Origin of the sequence: Pseudovibrio sp. W64, from assembly GCF_001623145.1 — a bacterium.
Classification (GTDB): domain Bacteria; phylum Pseudomonadota; class Alphaproteobacteria; order Rhizobiales; family Stappiaceae; genus Pseudovibrio.
The window spans coordinates 307,119-325,820 of sequence record NZ_LMCI01000028.1 but is presented as its reverse complement, the minus strand read 5'-3'; the positions used below and the strand labels follow the sequence as shown (position 1 = coordinate 325,820).

Sequence of the window (18,702 nt, the reverse complement as noted above, 5' to 3'; positions counted from 1 at the left end):
ACGCGCTTGTGGCCCGCGCAGTCCAGTCTTCGCGGTCTTCGCACCTAAGCTAGCTTCCTCTTCCCCACTCGCAGAGCTCACAAAAAAGGCCGCGGAATGATCCGCGGCCTTTTAAAATCAGATAGCAGAGAACAGTTACTCGCTGCTTTTTTCCTTGTCCTGTTTAGGATCAGGAACGCCAGCTTTCGCGATATCCTCGAGGCTGACTTTCAAAGATGTCTTGTCTTCAGAAACGCTCTCCTCTTCGATCTCGGTAGCCACCACATCACAATCAGCTTGGCTGCCCTTGCCGTTCACACAGTGGATCTTATAGGAGCGCCATGCGAACGGGATGGAGATGAGATAGCCGGTGCTGATCACGGTCAGGCACTCGAACGGGTAGCTTGCACCAAGTGCAATGATACCGACAGCGACAACAAACAGCGGTAGAACCCATTCGCGGCGAATGTGGGTGCCGATCTGTTTTCCGGAGAAGGTTGGCAACTGACTGACCATCAGGAGGCCGACGAACATGGTGTAGAGCGCAACTGGCAGAGCAAGCTCGTTCCAATGTGGCACGCCCAGACGTTCCAGATAAATCGGCAGCAGAACTGCCAGTGCGCCCGCTGGAGCGGGAACACCCGTGAAGAACTTGTTGGCCCACTTTGGTTTATTCGGGTCATCCAGTGCCACGTTAAACCGCGCCAGTCGCAATGCCATGCAGATGGAGAACAGCAGAGAGGCGATCCAGCCGAGGGAGCTGGCATCTTCCAGCATCCATGCGTAAAGGATAATCCCTGGGGCAACACCAAAGTTCACGAAGTCGGCGAGCGAATCCAGCTCAGCACCAAACTTGGTAGACCCTTTGAGCATGCGTGCGACACGTCCGTCCAGAGCATCCAGAATGGCGGCGAGGAAGATGGCGGCAATCGCCATATCCCACCTGTCTTCCATGGCCATGCGAATGGCTGTCAGGCCGGAACATAGCGCCAGCAAGGTGACGACGTTTGGTAAAACAATACGAAGCGGAATACGCTTGCGCGCTGCCCCTTTCGCATTGGTGGTTTGACCTCCCGGTTCATAGGGAGGAAATGGATTTGACACGCTATACTACCTTAAGAAACGCGGGCAACGATGTCGCCTGCTTCTTCATCTTTCAGATTTGCCAGAATACTCTCACCAGCAATCATGGTCTGGCCAAGGGCAACTTGTGGTTTTGTCCCCTGAGGCAGGTAAACATCAAGACGGGACCCAAGGCGGATCAGACCGAAGCGATCACCTGCAGAAATGTTTTCGCCCTCTTTCACGAAGCACACAATACGGCGTGCTACGAGGCCGGCGATTTGCACAACACCGATACGGGCGTTGTCGTTTTCAATGATCAGGCCATTGCGCTCATTGTGCTCACTTGCCTTGTCCAGTTCCGCATTCAGAAACTTTCCGGCCTTGTAAGCCACACGCGTGATGCGGCCTGCCATTGGCGCACGGTTTACGTGGCAGTTAAAGACGTTCATGAAGATGCACACACGCATCATCGGCTGATCGCCCAGATCCAGCTCCCGTGGCGGGATAACGGACCCCATCAGGCACACAGTTCCGTCTGCGGGGGAAACAATCAGGCCGTCTTTAACGGGAGTGACGCGTGGCGGATCGCGGAAGAAGTAACAGACCCATCCAGTCAGGAAAAGGCCGATCCAGAAAAGGGGCGACCAGAACCATCCTAAAATGATGGTCAGGACAGCTGCAATGGCGATAAACGGGTAGCCTTCTTTATGAATAGGAACCAGTGTCTTGGAAATGCTGTCCGCCAAAGACATCTTTACCACCTTTGCTAGAGTGAGGGGTTCAGCTATTGAACCCCTCAGACGTTAAGTTTCTGCTCATAGAGCAACTCAGAGAGATCTGTGCAAGCAACTCTAGCTTATTTAAACAGAGATTCCCCTGATTGCGCGCGGAGCAATCACTTGAACCCACTATTTCTTATCAGTTATGCCCTCAATTAGGCTTTCCTCAGCACTTTTGCCCCTGGAAATGAAGCCCTGATCATCTTCACGCATCTGCGCAAGACGCGCTTCCGCTTCACTGACTTCACGCTGGCGGCTCCACATGGAAGCGTAGAGACCGTCATTTGCCATCAGTTCAGCATGCGTCCCCTGCTCAACCGCTTCACCAGCCTTCAGAACGAGGATCTGATCTGCGTTCACCACGGTAGAAAGACGGTGGGCGATGACAAGCGTGGTCCGGTCTTTGGAGACAATATCCAGAGCCGACTGGATTTCCTGCTCTGTATGCGTATCCAAAGCCGAGGTTGCTTCATCAAGAATGAGGATCGGCGGGCTTTTCAGGATGGTCCTTGCAATCGCGACGCGCTGCTTTTCACCACCTGAAAGCTTCAGGCCACGTTCGCCCACTTCACTTTCATAGCCATGTGGCAGAGCTTCGATGAAGTGATCGATCTGAGCCAGCCGAGCTGCCTCTTTCACTTCTTCCTCTGATGCCCCTACGCGGCCATAGCCGATGTTGTAGGCGATGTTGTCGTTGAACAGAACCGTATCCTGAGGAACCATACCAATGTGATCGCGCAGGGATTTCTGCGTCACTTCGCGGACATCCTTGCCATCAATGGTGATGCGGCCCGAGGTGACATCATAGAAACGGAACAGCAGACGGGAAATCGTGGACTTGCCCGCACCAGATGGACCAACAATCGCGATGGTGCTGCCTGCAGGCACTTCGAAGTTCACGCCTTTCAGGATCGGGCGCTCTTCGTCGTAGTGGAAGTGCACGTCCTCGAACTTGATGGTGGCTTCTTTAACCTTCAGGTTCTCCGCAAGCGGCTCATCCTGAATTTCAGGTTCTACGGCCAATACGGAGAACATGGCTTCCAGATCAGCAATGCCCTGACGGATTTCGCGATAGATGAAGCCAATGAAGTTGAGCGGAACCGACAGCTGCATGAGCAGCGCGTTGATCATGACGAAATCACCGATGGTCTGCTCACCGCGCTGAATTGCCATGGCGGACATAACCATACATGTGGTCATACCTGCACCAAGGATCAGCGCCTGCCCGAAGTTGAGCCAGGAGAGCGAGGTCCATGTTTTGATCGCAGCGCGCTCATACCCGCGCATTGCCTTATCAAAACGGCCACGTTCCATTTCCTCGTTACCGAAATACTTGACGGTTTCGAAGTTCAGGAGGCTGTCAACGGACTTGCTGTTTGCATCATTGTCCGCGTTGTTCATGTCACGGCGGATCTGGATACGCTTATCGGAGGCGACGACTGTGTAGTAGACGTAGGCAAAGACCGTTGCGCCAACGACTAGGACATACCAGAGGCCAAACTGGAACCAGATTACAACAGCCATCATCGCAAATTCGACGACAGTCGGGATACCACTCAGGATCGTGAAACGAACGATGCCTTCAATCCCCTTCACTCCGCGGTCGATCACACGGGTCAGGCCACCAGTGCGGCGTGACAGGTGGTAGCGAAGAGACAGCGCGTGAAGGTGCTGGAAGGTCAGATTGGCCAGTTCGCGAACGGCGTGGAGGCCAACGCTTGAAAAGATCGCGTCACGGATCTGGTTAAACCCGACAGCCATTGTTCTGGCGACATTGTAGGCCAGGACCAACATGATTGGCGCGACAAGAATTGGCGGCAACCATTTTGGCAAAACGCTGGCGTCAGTCAGGGCATCGGTTGCCCATGCATAAAGATAGGGTGCGAAAACGGTAATAATTTTTGCGACAATCAACGCCGCGAGGGCCAGAACGACACGCTTTTTAAGCTCCGGCCTTGCATCTGGCCACATGTAAACCCAAAGAGTTTTCAGTGAACGAAGCAAGCCTTTATCGTCTGCATCCAAAGCAGGGGCGGATTTTGCCTGCTGTTTTTTGCTTGTTGCAGTCATGCTAGTGCCTTGTTGCCCGGCGCGCTTCTTAAAACGCAGAAGCGGTTGGCGAATTTGGAATGTCATATCAGAAGGGCAATGATCCAGAACGCGTTCATTGCCATCAGATTGGAGAGAGTCTTTCGCCCTCTTTTGGAGCGTACCCTTATCCGAAAACCGGAACCACTTTTCGGGAGTACGCAGTAAGATCGCAAACCAGAGAAAGCGCTGGATTGCTCATCCAGCGCTTTCCTAAAGATCAATCTGGAAAGCTTTCTCTTCTTAAATAGGACGTTCGAAGAGAAGAATCCAGATCAGTTATTAATTGTTTTCCAATTCAGGTCAGCCACAGGCAACATGAACACCTGTCCCGGGAAGATCATATCCGGATTTTGGATCTGCTGGCTGTTGGCCTGATAGATGGTGGTGTAGCGTGTGCCCTTACCATAGAGACGACGGGAAATGGTCCAGAGGTTATCGCCGCGGCGGATGATAACGTTCGGCAACTCGCCAATGCCAACGGTAGCAGACGCTCCTTTTGAACCAGACCCTTCCGCAACAAGGCGAACCGGGATCATGGCAACGTCATTCTCACCTTTGGTGAAGACAACCTGTGCGCGGGCTTCCACTTTACCGTCGGTGCTCTCGACTTTGTCAGCTCTGACTTCCACATTGCCAGCAGGGATTGTTTTTTCAGCTTCCACAAGCCAGCGACCTTCGGTGCCTGCCTGCGCTTCGCCAACAAACTCTTCGCCTACATAAACACGAACTTGCGCGCCTGGCTCACTTTCGCCAGCAACGAAGACCTTGCCCTTCTCAGTTTCAACGGCTTTGACAATCAGCTGCGGCTCTTCAGTTGTGGCTGCAACCGGTGCTGCAGGTGTCTCAACGGGCGCCGGAGTTTGCGTTGCAACTTCAACAGGAGCTTCAGCAGTCTGTGCTGCTTCTGGAGCAGGCGCGGATGCTGCGTTTACAAGTGCAGGCGTCTCAGTGACAGCGACTTCAGTTTTTGCAGGCGCTTGCGCTGATTTTTCAACCGCCGCGTTAACCGGAGCTTCTTCCTTCGCACCAGGGGTCTGTGCAACGGCAACTTCAGCAGGAGCAGTCGTTTCAGGTGAATCTGCATTCGCTGTTGCAATGGGCTCTGCAGTCACAGGTGTTTCTGGCAGCTGGAGAATTTTCGATGGTGCGTCTGGCTCATTCAGAACAACCAGAACCTCACCGCTTTCGTCTTTAGGCACAGACACTGCGATGTGTTGCTGCGAGCCGCTCTTTTCCTGAGTTTCCTGATTGGTCGCTTCAAGGCTGACATCGTGATCGCCCGGCTTCAGCGGTCTTTCAAGAACAATTGCAAATTCACCGCTGTTGTTCGCAATGCCTTTGCCGACCACATCCCCGTTGGAGATGAGTGCAACAATGGAACCAGCTTCAGCGCGGCCAGCGACAACGGCATCGCCTGACGGCTCAACGCGCATCACATCAAAACTTGGAACATTGTCGGTGGTAACAGCGGCGGTATCCAGCTGAGTGGTCACTTCAGGGGCTTTGCCAGCTTCTGCCTTGTCCGTCTGAGTGCCCGACGAGTTGAGCTGTACTTTGCCATTAGCAGCAGCCTCCAGCTTTGCAACAGCCTTTTCAGCTTCTGCAACAACCGAAGTATCTTCCTTGCTCAGGTAGTACGCCCCCGCACCGATTGCGCCTGCAGCAACAGCCACAGCAACTGTCAGCAACCAGTTCATCCCCGATTTCGACATGGTTCTCAATTGCTCCTCAAGCAGACCATAGTTCACTCGACATGGCATGCTTTGACATTATATCAGATTGTCCGGATATCAGTTTATCCGGCTGTCTCTTTTCCTTAGCTTTAGGCAAAAAGGACAGACTTTAATCGTGTTTGTTATACATGTTTAACCCGAGGGGCAAGGTGCACCATGTCAGGCAAGTTGCGCATATGGTGAAGTTAACCTCATTTTACGAGCCTTGCTTGACGTTCCCCCTAGCCTAATGCGACAGAATACCTATGAAAACCTTGAAAAGCATCTGCGTATATTGCGGCTCCAATGCTGGAAGTCAGCCGCTGTTTGAAAAAGCGGCGATTCAGCTTGGTGAATTGTTAGCCCGTGAAGGGATTCGACTCGTTTATGGTGGCGGATCCATTGGACTTATGGGAGCTGTTGCGAAAACTGTTCTTGAAAATGGCGGTGAAGTCACCGGTGTCATTCCGAAGTTCCTGATGGAACGAGAGGTGATGCTGGAAGACGCTCATGAGCTGATCGTTACTCAGGACATGCATGAGCGCAAACGCACCATGTTTGAAAAAGCTGATGCGTTTATCGCACTGCCCGGTGGGATCGGCACTCTTGAGGAACTTGTGGAGATGCTGACCTGGGCTCAGCTTGGCCGCCATGACAAGCCCATGCTGCTTCTCAATCTTGACCAGTTCTGGACGCCTCTGGTGGAATTGCTCGACCACATGCGTAGTCTTGGCTTTATTCGCCCGGACAGCGACATCACCTACGAGATCACCGAGGATGTTGGTCAAAGCGTCGATATTCTTTGCAAGGCCATTGAGGGCTGCAAAGTTGAACATCCTGATTTGAAGGATATGTAACAAAAAGGCCGCTGAGTATTCAGCGGCCTTTTTAATTGTAGTCCAATTCATTGTTACGCCAGCTTCGCAACGCGGCGCCTTGCCATCACACCGTCGACCGAGAAGATGACGAGTGAGAACCAGATCATTCCAAACGCAAACAAGCCCTCAATCGACAGCTCTTCGCCAAACAGCCAAATGGCGCTGAGGAAGTGGATGGATGGCGCGATGTATTGCAAGAAGCCAATATAGATCATCGGCAAGCGGCGCGCTGAAAAGGCGAAGACCACCAATGGGACTGCTGTGATCACGCCTGTGAACAGCAGCAGAGACAAGAACCATGGGTGTTCCACCGGAATTGCCGGATAGATGCCACCGGTGCCAGCCTGCGCGAAGTACCAGATGCCGACAAGTGCAAATGGTAGGACGAGCAGGACTTCCACCAACTGGCCAGCAACGGCGCTTACAGGGGCTTGCTTGCGCACATAGCCATAGAGCGCAAAGCTGAGGGCCAACACAACAGACACCCACGGCAGTTCACCCACCTCAAAGGTTTTGTAGAGCACGGCAAAGATGGTGATCGCCAGCGCTGCGAGCTGTGCTTTGGACAGACGTTCGGACAACAGCACAACTCCCAAGCCCACGCTGACGAGCGGGTTGATGAAGTAGCCGAGGCTGGCATCCAGTACCCTGCCCGTTTCCACCGACCAGATAAAGATAGTCCAGTTGATACTGATGACGGAGGCCGACACCAGAAGGTAGCGCAGACGCGAGAAGTCGCAGAAGATCGCTAGGATCTCCTTGCGCAGTTTGCTCATGACCAGAAAGGCGCCAAGAAACAGCACGGAGCCAATCACGCGATAGCAGATCACGATGATCGCCGGCATGTCTGCTGTGAGCTTATAGTACATGGGAGCAAAGCCCCACATGAGATAAGCAGATACTGCTGCGATCAGTCCAGCCTTGAACGCTTCTGGCGTGCTTAGCGGATCAGCAGCGGACGCTGACTGGCTCATTCAACCCTCATATTACAACGTAAACAGGCGCCAGAGATCCTGACGCCAGTTAAAAAAGGAAGGCGTGGCCGCGCATCCGCGACCACAAATCGTTTCGTGCTCAAAAGCCTTTGGCAGCCTTTGTCAGGCTGTTTCCAGCTCATTCGCTTTGAAAATGCAATAACGAACGGAATCGACCAGGGCTTGGAAGGATGCATCTACGATGTTTTCAGAGACGCCGACTGTGAACCAGCGCTTGCCGGTTTTCTTGTTCTGGCTTTCTATGAGAACACGCGTGATCGCGCTGGTGCCACCGTTCAATATTCGCACTTTATAATCTATCAGTTCAAGGTCAGCTATCAGGCTTTGGTATTTGCCGAGGTCTTTGCGCAGCGAGAGATCGAGTGCGTTGACCGGGCCATTCCCTTCAGCCACCGACATGAACGTCTCACCGTCCACTTCCACTTTCACAACCGCTTCGGAGACCGTGACACGCTCACCCAGTGCGTTGTAGCGGCGCTCGACACCGGTGCGGAAGGACAGGACATCGAAGTAATCCGGCACGGAATGCAGGCGTCGGCGGGCAAGCAGCTCGAAGGAGGCATCTGCGGCTTCATAGGCAAAGCCCTGCGCTTCCAGTTCTTTCACCTCTGCCAGCAGACGATCAAGGCGCGGATCGGCTTTGTCAGCTTCAACGCCAAGGCGTTTCAGTTCATTAAGCAGGTTGGACTTTCCAGCCTGATCGGAGACAAGCACACGGCGTTGGTTGCCGACCATTTCTGGTGGGATGTGCTCGTAAGTATCCGGATTCTTGAGGATGGCAGAGGCATGAATGCCTGCTTTGGTGGCGAAGGCGTTAGCGCCGACATAAGGAGCGTGGACGTTGGAAGATCGATTCAAGATCTCGTCAAAACTCCTTGATATTGCGGTTAATTCTGTCAGGTCGTCAACAACAATGCCAAGTTCGACCAGATCACGATACGGCTTTTTCAGCAGCATGTTTGGGATCAGGGTGATCATATTGGCGTTGCCGCAACGCTCGCCGATGCCGTTGAGCGTGCCCTGCATCTGACGGACGCCAGCAACAACAGCCGCCAGCGTATTTGCGACCGCATGGCCGGTGTCATCATGAGCGTGGATGCCCAGGTTGCTGCCCGGCACCACTTGCATCACTGCATTGACGATCTGTGTGACTTCGTGTGGAAGCGTGCCGCCGTTAGTATCGCATAAAACCACCCAGCGCGCACCAGCTTCAAAAGCGGTTTGTGCGCAGGCCAGAGCGTAGTCCGGGTTTGCCTTGTAGCCATCAAAGAAGTGCTCACAGTCGATCATGGCTTCTTTGCCCGCCTCGACGGAGGCTTTGACGGTGTCTGCGATGCTTTCCAGATTTTCCTCGTTGGTGCACTTCAGCGCAACATCAACGTGGTAGTCCCAGCTTTTTGCCACATAGCATGTGGCGTCTGCTGCCGACTGGAGGACCATTTGAACACCGGGGTCATTGCTGACAGAGCGCCCAGCGCGTTTGGTCATGCCAAAGGCGGTGAAGGTCGCTTTCTTTGTTCTTTTTTCGGAGAAGAACTGTGTATCTGTTGGGTTTGCGCCCGGGTAGCCGCCTTCAATATAGTCGACGCCCAGTCTCTCCAATAAGTCGGTAATGGCAATTTTTTCGTCCACGGAGAAATCAATGCCGGAGGTCTGAGCCCCATCGCGCAATGTCGTGTCGAAAAGATACAGACGCTCTTTCGTCATAGTATGCCTACCCTGCTTATTGTCCTGAGTTCACCCTCAGGCTCCCCTCATGTGACGGAGGTTTCCCTATTGTCTCCGTAGGATTTCTCAAGGCACGTATTGCGGGCGCCTTGAGAAAACTTAGCAAGCCTAACGGGTTATCCCGGATAGAACCATGGAGCAGACTTCAAGTTTCCTTGTGGTATCTGCGTAGTCCATGGCTCTGAAAACTCGTTAAACGCAGGACCAGGTGGTCTCGATTTCACCTGTTTCCTTGTTTTTCATGTCTTTGAGCACAATGCCGTCGGCTGCCAGCTCATCGCGGATGCGGTCGCTTTCAGCAAAGTCTTTTGCCTTGCGGGCATCCAGACGTTTTGCAATCAGCTCTTCCACTTTGGCCTTCAGCTCCGGAGAGGCATCTGCTTCAGCTTTTTCTTCTTCCTGAGCTTTGGAAAATGATTCAAGATCAAAGCCCAAGAACTTGATAGAATTAGCTAATTTTTGTGCAGCGTCGGCATCTCCCCCGCGTGCATCGCGGGCCAGTTTGTGAAGAGCGGCAAAGGCACGTGGTGTGTTCAGGTCGTCTTTCAGGCCTTCCAGAACACCTTCATCCAGTGCGCCATTTTCTTGTGCTGTAACACCGAGCTTCTTCATCAGCTCAATCCAGCGGGTGAGCTGCTTTTCACCTTCTGCCAGACTTTTGAATGTAAAGTCGATTGGCTGGCGGTACTGGGTTTGAAGCAGAGCATAGCGGATGGCCTGACCAGACCATTTACGTCCATCCCCCTCTTCCGTGTCCAGCAGCTGGTGAACGGTGAAGAAGTTGCCCAGAGATTTGGACATCTTCTCGCCTTCCACCTGCAGGAAGCCGTTGTGCATCCAAACATTTGCCATGGCATGCGTGCCGTGAGCACATCTGGATTGTGCAATCTCGTTCTCATGATGCGGGAACGTCAGATCGACACCGCCGCCATGGATATCAAAGGTCTTGCCCAGGTGCTTTTCAGACATTGCGGAACATTCGATGTGCCAGCCCGGACGGCCTGGTGTTTTGATGCCACATGGGCTTTCCCAACCCGGTTCATCCGCTTTGGATGGCTTCCAAAGCACGAAGTCCGTCGGGTCTTTTTTATAGGAAGCTACTTCAACACGCGCACCGGCGATCATCTCGTCCAGTGTGCGGTTGGAGAGTTTGCCGTACTCGGGCATGCTTGGCACATTGAAGAGGACATGCTCGTCCGCGACATAGGCATGGCCTTTGTCGACGAGTGTCTCGATCATCGTTTTCATCTCTTCGATGTGGTCGGTTGCCCGCGGCTCAATATCCGGCGCTTGTGCCCCCAGCGCAGCCATGTCCTCATGGTACTGGCCAGCGGTTTTTTCGGTCAGCTCACGAATGGAAATACCTTCGTTTGCTGCGCGCTCGTTGATTTTGTCGTCCACGTCTGTGATGTTTCGCACATATGTGACATGCTCTTTGCCATAGAGTTGACGCAGCAATCTGGCCAAAACGTCAAAAACTACGACTGGGCGCGCATTACCAATATGGGCGTAGTCATAAACGGTGGGACCACACACATACATGCGCACGTTGGACGCATCCATTGGCACAAAAGTTTCTTTTGTGCGTGTCAAAGTATTGGTGAGCAGAAGTCCCTTGCCGCCCTGGGCTGTGTCTGCGCTCATAATGGTTCGTCTCCTGGCCAGCTGGCCGGGCGTTCATCTCACGCAGAATCAAGGCAGGATAGAACGGCCACAGCCAGCGTTGTCGCTAGCTGCAAATAATGATGGTGCAAGAAGAAGTGTGCATCGCCGTTTTCATATGTTGCTTTTCGCTGATTGTTGCTTACAGGTCAAGTCTTAGTCTCACCAGATCACCCACATTTCTAACTAAGTTAAATACAAAATTTCTACCCGAAGATGCAATTCTAAGGGAAAGCTAAGAAAAAACAGGGAAGTAAAACGTGTCTCACAAGAGTATCTGTGCCACCGTTGTCGCTGCAAGTCTGATTGGAATGAGTTCGCCTTCAAGTGCGACCGGTAATGCCACCTCCTCTGTGAACCCTATAGACCCGCTGAATTTTAATGAGACTGCGGCCTCACCACCAGCTGACACGCCTTCCCCGGACAATCTTGTACTGCCGGACATTGATCCCTTAGTCCTGCCAGAAAACGAGCTGCAAGCTCCGGATCTCACCGGACCTGCCGGACAGGTTCTGGATCCATCCCTGTCAGAGCTGTCTGAGTTGGAGCAAACCATCCGGGATCTGATCTTTTCTGAAGATGAAATCGAGCAAGCTGGTTTTAGTTCGCGGCAAGTGGATGCCCTGGCAGAGGCTTACTCCTTACGCAACTTCCGCCCTGTCTGGTTTGAAGACCAGTCTTTGACGCCGCTTGCCAACCGTTTGATTGACGAGATTCGCAAGGCCCCAACCCATGGGCTTGATCCGCAAGCCTATGGTGTCCGGCAGCTGGCTTCCATTCTGGATGTGATGGAAGCGTCCAACGCAACGGCCACTTTACGTGAGATCGCTGTTGTTGAACTGCAGCTGACCCACGTTTTTGCCAGTTACGGCGCCCACCTTGCTGGCGGCGTTGTGCGCCCGACTAAGGTGCTGAAGAATGTATTTATCACCCCGCAGGTTCCAAAGCTGAATGACATGCTTACTCAGCTGGAAGAAACCCGGTCTGTTGAGCAGTTGTTTGCCAGCCTTGAGCCAGAGGCCCCGTCCTACGATCTTTTGAAAGACCAGCTGGCCCGATATAACGCGGCCCTCACCTCTGATTACCCTGTCTACATCGAAGATGGCCCGAGCATCCGGCCCGGTGACACAGGCGCACGGATTTCGCAGCTGGAGAAACGCCTACAAGCCGAGGGCTATGCGCCCTATTATTCCGGATACTCCGGCACCACAGAGCAAGACGTGGCGCCCGCCTTTTACAATGAGGATATGGTTGCGCTCGTAAAAAGCTTCCAGAAACGTCATGGTTTGAGCGTGGACGGCGTTGTTGGCAAGAAGACCCGGGCAGCGCTGAATGCCTCACTCACAGACCGCCGCGATCAAATCCTAGTTAATCTGGAACGCATGCGCTGGGATGATCCGCTTCCTTCTGGCCGCTATGTGAAAGTCAATGTGGCTGAACAGATTGTGCGGGTGATGGAAGGCACGAACGTGCTTTATGAGACCCGCACGGTGGTAGGTAAGCCTCGCCATGCCACGCCTTTGTTCTCTGACACTTTTGAGTATGCAGAGATCAATCCCACCTGGGGGGTGCCATGGTCCATTGCCACCAACGAGTATCTGCCCAAGCTGCGCAAGAATGCTTCTGCCTTGTCTGGCAGCGGGATCAACGTTTACAAGAATGGTCGGCGGGTCGATCCGACGGCGATCAACTGGAATGCTGTCAGCAAACGCAGGTTCGGGTATCAACTCCGCCAGAAGGCTGGGCGGAAAAACGCTCTCGGTGCGGTGAAGTACATGTTCCCGAACAAGCATAATATCTACCTGCACGACACACCGTCCAAGCGCTTGTTTAACAAGGATCAGCGTGCGTTTAGCCATGGCTGCATCCGGGTGCAGGATCCATTTACATTCGGGGAAGTGCTGCTCTCCGGTTCCGGCCACAGCCGCGCCAAAATGGAAAAGCTGCGCGCCCGGGGCAAAACCGTTCGCCTGAAACTGAAAGAGACCGTGCCAGTGCATCTGCGCTACTACACCGCTTTTGCTGGTGATGATGGGGAACTTCAGTTCCGGGAAGACATCTACAAGCAGGACAAAGCGATTCTGGAGGCTCTGCTCACCTCGCAAGATGCATTCAAGATAAAGATGGCCTCAACCTACTGACCTGACAAATATGCGCAAATTGCCACGTCCCTTATCAGGGATATGGTTAATAGTGCATATTTGAATTAGCTGTGCTAATATATCCCCAATAGAACTGCATTTCATAATTCAAACGGGGGTTGATTATGCTGAAGCAGGCTATGGGTGCAATGATTGTGGCAAGTGCTATCTCAAGCCCGATCATTTTCCTTGCGGTTTACCTGTTTATGAACTCTGCGTGAGTTCAAAGCCATCTCTTCAGATGGTGCTGATAAAACTGAGAGTTCCCCAAATTTTAAGGGCAGCGTTCCACGCTGCCTTTTTCTTTGCATGAATTTCGCTCACCTAAAACAGTTAAATCGGCAAACTGGTTGTTTTGTGTTGCTGGCAAGGTGATGTTGAGGTGGTTGTGTGTGGAGGCTGGGCTTCAGGCGGCAGTGCCTCTTGCCATCATACCGGACGCAGCGAAGCAAGGGTCCCGTATCCAGTGCAATTCCTGCTGAGATTATTAGTAGGTGAGGCTCTGGTTCCCGCATCGCGCTTCGCTTGCGCGGGATGACGGCGCTGGGTGACGACGCGGGTTGCTGGCTGGGCCGAACAAAACTTATCCCCGTCACCTAAAAGCTCCCCTATCCTATATCTCGTGCCCACGCATTCGGGCAGGAGTGGACCGTCCATTCCGCGGCGTGGGTGGGGTTGGGCTGCCGGCATGAGGTAACGTATCGTGTCGGGAGGTCCGGTGAAGCGCCATACCCTTTTGAGACCACAGTGGTAGTAGGGAGTTTGGGGTCGTTCCGGAGGGCGTCCGGTGGTGACAAGAAATTGTCGATGACAGGGAAACCTGTCAGTGGCACGGGAACGTGTCATTGACACGGGGACATGTCAGTCACGTCTGTCCGAGAAGGAGCCCGCGCGTTCATGATAAAAGGCCCGGGCGAGGCGAACAGCCATTGCCGAAGAAACATTATTTACAAGTAGCGCAGGCAAAGCCTGTTCGCCTTGCTCCACCCGTATAAACGGGATCCTCAAATACAAACACCGCCGGGATTGCCCAGCGGTGCTCAAAGTGCTTGAGGCGCAGATGTCAAATCAACGCGTATTCTTATCCGAAAACCGGAGCCGCTTTTCAGGAACAGGCTTTAGTCATCCAGATAGTCAGCACACTTTTCCGGAACCTGATCGCCCCACGGCATGATCGGCACGGTAGACGTAGAGTTCTTCGGGCTGCCTTCTACGAGCTTGTCGGAGTACACCAAATAGACCAGCACGTTCCGCTTTGCATCACAGCCACGGACAATGCGCATTTTTTTGAAGAATAGCGAGCGGCTCTGGCGGTAGACTTCATCGCCTTGCTCAAACTTGCTTTTGAACTTGATGGGGCCAACCTGACGGCAGGCCAACGAGACATCTGAGGTTTCTTCCTCCAGTCCGAGCCATCCGGAGAAGCCACCTTTTTCAGGCACTGTGAAGTGACAGGCGACGCCCTCGACTTCCGGGTCATCCAGTGCATAGGTCGCCAACTTGTGGTCCGGGCTCAGGAACTTCCAGACAGTTGACTTCTTGAAGATCAGATCCGGCTCCTGTGCCTGTGCAGCGGTGCCAAGCATCCCCAGCGTTACTCCAAGAACGACCGTCGCGGTGCTCACCATTTTCAGGACTGATTTTCCAAGCGCAGAGATCTGCACGGCTCCCCTCCATTTTCAAAAGAACAAATCAAATCACTCCCGATATAGGAGGTTTTTTGGCAACTACCAGCAAGAGAACCAGAGAATTTTGTAAAACCTACCGGAATCCGTTGGTTTTGCCCCAATAAGGCCATAGAATAGCTTATCTCTAAGATTTCTCTGAGGAAACCAGTATTGCGGGCTATGACCATTTCCAGACTCCCCTTCGCGCACTCATGCGCAGCCGTGGCTCTTGCCCTTGGCGCCTCCCTAATTTGGACCGGCAGTGCGTTTGCACGCCCTCAGGTGTGCGACAGGCTTGAGACGGAGTTTATCGAACTTTCTGAGCAGGTCGAAAGCAATGGCAGCTCGAACAGCTGGCAAACGGCCTATGAAGAGCAGCTGGTTCATATCCGCAATGTGCAGTCCCAGATGTCCAACTTCGGCTGTGATGGCTCCTTTGGCCCTGCACAGTGCCAGCAGCTGAGCTCCTCTCTTCAGCAGATGAATGAGAATCTGACCTATCTCGACAGTCAAAGACAGCAGGAACTGTATTCCAGCGTTTTGCAGGACCGACTTACTGAAGTGAAGCAAGCGCTGGTTGATCTGAACTGTTCTGATCGTTCTGACCAGCAAATCCAACCACTGACACCGCCACCCGCGCAGGCCAATCAGCCTTTGCAGCTGGAGCCTCGTTCGACCGCTGGTTTCTCCTCTGGTGGACAGCAGTATGCAACCATGTGTGTGCGCAAGTGTGATGGCTACTACTTCCCGATCAATCCGAATTCCAGTGCGGAAGATCTGGCGGAAGACGGAGAGATTTGTCAGGCGCTGTGTCCAAGTCAGGACACTGAGCTGTATGTCTTCCAGGTTCCTCAGGAAACACCTGCCCAGATGCGGTCTTTGTCCGGTGCGCCTTATACGTCGCTTGCCAATGCCTATCTGTTCAGACAGCAGAACAACCCGGCCTGTTCCTGTGATGCAGCGGGTGGTCAGCCTGGCAATCTGGAGCCATCACCTGCGATCCCACCTCTGGAGCAGGCCCTTCCGGGTAATCAGCTGGAAGATCTGACACCGGGTGCAACAGCGACGTATCCTGCTATTCCGAACCAGAGTGAGCTGCGTCAGACTGTAAATGCAACAGAGGCCCAGAGTGATATCTCCGAGCCTCCACTTGTTCAGAAGAAATTTGTGCCGCGCGAGGTTGAACCGCGCACAGGCCCTATCAGGAAAGTCGGTCCAAAGTTTTTTCCCGACCGATAAGAGGTAGCATGTTCTTCAGGTCTGGACCGTGTGCCAGACCTGTGATTGCCTTGCGTAGTGGCATGAACAGACCTTTGCCTTTACGGCCTGTCTCGGCTTTGACAGCTTTGGTCCACTCGCCCCATGTTTCCTCGGTCCATGGCTCTTGCGGCAGCAGAGCCTTAGCCTGAGTGATGAAGTCTTTGTCTTCCTCGGCAATGTCTGGCGTGGCAGACCCAACGATCAGCTCCCACCATTTTTTCGCATCGCTTACGGTGGAGCAATTCTCTTTAACGGCTGCCCAGAACGCGTCATCCCCTTCAACGCCATCTGCTTTCAGGCGGTCGGCGACATCAGCAAAGCTCATGGCATGGACGAGTTTTGCAGTCAGGTGACCCACATCTTCCGGGTCAAACTTTGCAGCTGACTTGGAGATGCCAGAGAAGTCGAGCATGTCTGCCAGAGCTTCCATGGTTGGAGCTGGTTCAACTGCGTGACTGGTGCCTGTCAGCACTGCAAGGGAGCAGACTGCCATTGGCTCATAGCCCTCTTCCCGCAGTGAGCGGATAGACAGCGCGCCAGAGCGTTTGGACAGGCCCTCACCTGATGCAGTGGTCAGCAGGTTGTGGTGACCAAACTCAGGAACTTGTGCCCCCAATGCCTGGAATATGGCAATCTGAACACCAGTGTTAGCAATGTGGTCTTCACCGCGAATAACGTGCGAGATACCCATATCCGCATCATCCACGATGGATGGCAGCGTGTAGAGGTAGGTTCCATCTGCACGGATCAGCACAGGGTCAGACAGGGAGGCAAGATCAACGGTCTGACGACCACGGATCACATCATCCCAGTGCACTTCTGTTCTGACAGTGGAGAATGCATCATTTTCTGCGTGGTTTGGCAGTTTGAAGCGCCAGTGTGGTTTGCGGCCTTCTGCTTCATATTCAGCGATCTGCTCATCCGTGAGCTTCAGGCCAGCACGGTCGTAAACAGGAGGACGGCCCAGAGCACGCGCACGGTTACGGCGGCGCTCCAGCTCTTCAGGCGTCTCGTAGCATGGGTACAGGAGGCCAGCGTCTTTCAACTTGGCAGCTGCTGCATCATACAATGCAAACCGCTCGGATTGTTTTTCCACGCGATCAGGGTTGATACCCAGCCACTTCAGGTCTCCGGCAATGCCCACTGCATACTCTTCTTTAGAGCGTTGCACGTCGGTATCGTCGTAGCGCAGAACGAAATTGCCGCCCTGCTTTTTAGCAAAGAGATAGTTGAAAAGCGCCGGGCGCACATTGCCGATATGGATGTGGCCAGTCGGAGATGGCGCGAAGCGAACGGTAACACTCATGGCTGAGCCTTCTCATCAATAAACAAGTTTGACACTCGGGTATCGCGTTGGCTGGTACGGGTCAACCAGCCAATCTCCGATACCTACGGAATATCTTGGGTTTTAGGTTCAGTTACCGGCTTTTGCAGAATTCAAGCTGGAGAACGAACCAGCATCAGCTGCGGCTTTACGGCAAACAAAACCAGGCCCAGGCCAAGGCAATAAAGGCTGGAGAATGCAAACTGAGTGTCCAGCTCAATACCGTTATCCAGCAGGATACCCATAAGCCCCGGAGCTAACGCAGAGGCAAAGACCATCATGGCCGAATAAACTGCACGGATAGACCCCAGATGAGCTGTTCCATAAAGTTCGGCTAGAACAGCAGAGGCAATCGCCCCCCAGGAACCAACGGTTATGGCGAGGATGATCATAGCAATTGGCACAAAGTACTCTTCGCCGCCAAAGGCAAACACGAGCACACTCACACCAAGAGGAACAACAGAAAGCGGGAGCAATGAGACGGCAGAGAAACGGTCAATCAACATACCAGCAGTCATAGAGAACACGGCGCCAGCCGCTGCATAAAGTGGCAGATAGGATGGGATTACAGTCCGTGCCCAGCCCTTTGCTTCCATAAAGTGGACCTGATGGAACATGAGGCCTGTGACAAGAAACGGTACAGCGAGCACGGCTGTCATAACCACCCAGAACCGCCAGTCCGACATCACCTGCTTTCTGGTCCAGCTCACAGCAGGACCATTTGAGCCTGAAGACTCAAGCGGGTTTTCCGGTGTCCGGTCCTTCTTGAGGGTCAGATAAGCCAGAGGAAGGAAGACGACGAGAAGCGTTATGCCCGCTGCGGACCAGAGATCCCGCCATGAGAATGCGACCATGAGCGAGACAGCGGCCAATGGCAAAAGCGCTTCGCCTGCCATGTTGCCAAAAGAGGCCAGGCTGAGAGCCTTCCCTCTGGAGCCATGAAACCAGCGCGACATGGCTGTCTGCGAAGTATGGGGGAGCATGCCCTGCCCGAACAGGCGTAGGCCATAGAGGCAAATTGCAAGTAATATTATGGAGTTATGCCAGCTCATTAAGAAACTGAATCCGGCAAGAATGATAATTGCAGCACAGCCGACGACCACAGGGCGATAATAATCGACTATCCTGCCCAAGTAGATGAGCGTTGCAGCACTTGCCAGTGTCGCGAACATGTAAATTGAGCCGAAATCACCGTGAGAGAGGCTATAGGTCTCACGGATCTGGGAGGAAAATTGCGCGATGAAGAAGGTTTGACCAAAGCTGGAGCCAAACCCGAGCAGAAACCCGCCCGCGACCCAGCGCAGATTGCGCTGGAGAAATTGGAAGAAAGTCATAGACTTAACCTAAAAAGCGTAGAAAGTGATTCAGGCAAGGCGTGATGCTTGCCTGAGCACCAGAGATCAAGTCCAGAGCGCGGCTTG

General features: G+C 53.4%; 13 protein-coding genes. 3 read left to right on the top strand and 10 right to left on the bottom strand.

The window, feature by feature from the left end; all coding sequences use genetic code 11:
- Positions 1-135: 135 nt before the first annotated feature.
- The 4 genes from pssA to PsW64_RS12385 all read right to left on the bottom strand — a co-directional run bounded on the left by pssA (position 136) and on the right by PsW64_RS12385 (position 5,626).
- Entirely contained in the window at positions 136-1,083 is a 948-nt protein-coding gene (gene pssA, locus PsW64_RS12400) for a CDP-diacylglycerol--serine O-phosphatidyltransferase (RefSeq protein WP_063303789.1), read from the bottom strand.
- 11 nt (positions 1,084-1,094) lie between these two features.
- Positions 1,095-1,796: a phosphatidylserine decarboxylase gene (locus PsW64_RS12395; protein ID WP_063303788.1), complete on the bottom strand. Its 702-nt coding sequence runs from the start codon at positions 1,794-1,796 to the stop codon at positions 1,095-1,097.
- 156 nt (positions 1,797-1,952) lie between these two features.
- Entirely contained in the window at positions 1,953-3,893 is a 1,941-nt protein-coding gene (locus tag PsW64_RS12390) for an ABCB family ABC transporter ATP-binding protein/permease (protein ID WP_057466188.1), read from the bottom strand.
- Between the two features lie 293 nt (positions 3,894-4,186).
- On the bottom strand, positions 4,187-5,626 hold the full coding sequence (locus PsW64_RS12385; protein WP_208980747.1) for an Ig-like domain-containing protein: 1,440 nt from the start codon (positions 5,624-5,626) through the stop codon (positions 4,187-4,189).
- Between the two features lie 266 nt (positions 5,627-5,892).
- Between PsW64_RS12385 and PsW64_RS12380 the strand changes: the two genes are divergently transcribed.
- Entirely contained in the window at positions 5,893-6,483 is a 591-nt protein-coding gene (locus PsW64_RS12380; protein WP_063293117.1) for an LOG family protein, read from the top strand.
- Between the two features lie 53 nt (positions 6,484-6,536).
- Here PsW64_RS12380 and rarD read toward each other — a convergent pair whose 3' ends face one another.
- The 3 genes from rarD to cysS form a co-directional block, all read right to left on the bottom strand.
- Entirely contained in the window at positions 6,537-7,478 is a 942-nt protein-coding gene (rarD, locus tag PsW64_RS12375) for an EamA family transporter RarD (RefSeq protein WP_057466058.1), read from the bottom strand.
- A 123-nt stretch (positions 7,479-7,601) separates the two neighbouring features.
- Positions 7,602-9,206 (bottom strand): citramalate synthase, encoded by a 1,605-nt coding sequence (gene cimA / locus PsW64_RS12370; protein ID WP_063303786.1) that lies wholly within the window; start codon positions 9,204-9,206, stop codon positions 7,602-7,604.
- A 213-nt stretch (positions 9,207-9,419) separates the two neighbouring features.
- Positions 9,420-10,871: a cysteine--tRNA ligase gene (gene cysS / locus PsW64_RS12365; protein ID WP_063303785.1), complete on the bottom strand. Its 1,452-nt coding sequence runs from the start codon at positions 10,869-10,871 to the stop codon at positions 9,420-9,422.
- Positions 10,872-11,149: 278 nt separating this feature from the next.
- Here cysS and PsW64_RS12360 point away from each other — a divergent pair, with 278 nt between their 5' ends.
- Positions 11,150-13,030 carry a L,D-transpeptidase family protein gene (locus PsW64_RS12360; protein ID WP_063303784.1) on the top strand — a complete coding sequence of 627 codons (1,881 nt, stop codon included), beginning with the start codon at positions 11,150-11,152 and terminating at the stop codon, positions 13,028-13,030.
- A gap of 1,118 nt (positions 13,031-14,148) precedes the next feature.
- Here the strand turns inward: PsW64_RS12360 and PsW64_RS12355 are convergent.
- Positions 14,149-14,658 (bottom strand): CreA family protein, encoded by a 510-nt coding sequence (locus PsW64_RS12355; protein WP_063288411.1) that lies wholly within the window; start codon positions 14,656-14,658, stop codon positions 14,149-14,151.
- 219 nt (positions 14,659-14,877) lie between these two features.
- Here PsW64_RS12355 and PsW64_RS12350 point away from each other — a divergent pair, with 219 nt between their 5' ends.
- Positions 14,878-15,936 (top strand): DUF2865 domain-containing protein, encoded by a 1,059-nt coding sequence (locus PsW64_RS12350; RefSeq protein ID WP_063303783.1) that lies wholly within the window; start codon positions 14,878-14,880, stop codon positions 15,934-15,936.
- On the opposite strand, the gene gltX is transcribed toward PsW64_RS12350, so the two are convergent.
- Complete coding sequence (gltX, locus tag PsW64_RS12345) at positions 15,899-17,263, bottom strand: glutamate--tRNA ligase (RefSeq protein WP_063288366.1); 1,365 nt, start codon at positions 17,261-17,263, stop codon at positions 15,899-15,901. The genes PsW64_RS12350 and gltX overlap by 38 nt on opposite strands.
- Positions 17,264-17,394: 131 nt before the next feature.
- Positions 17,395-18,615, bottom strand: coding sequence for an MFS transporter (locus tag PsW64_RS12340; RefSeq protein WP_063303782.1), 1,221 nt, complete (start codon positions 18,613-18,615; stop codon positions 17,395-17,397).
- Positions 18,616-18,702 lie beyond the last annotated feature (87 nt).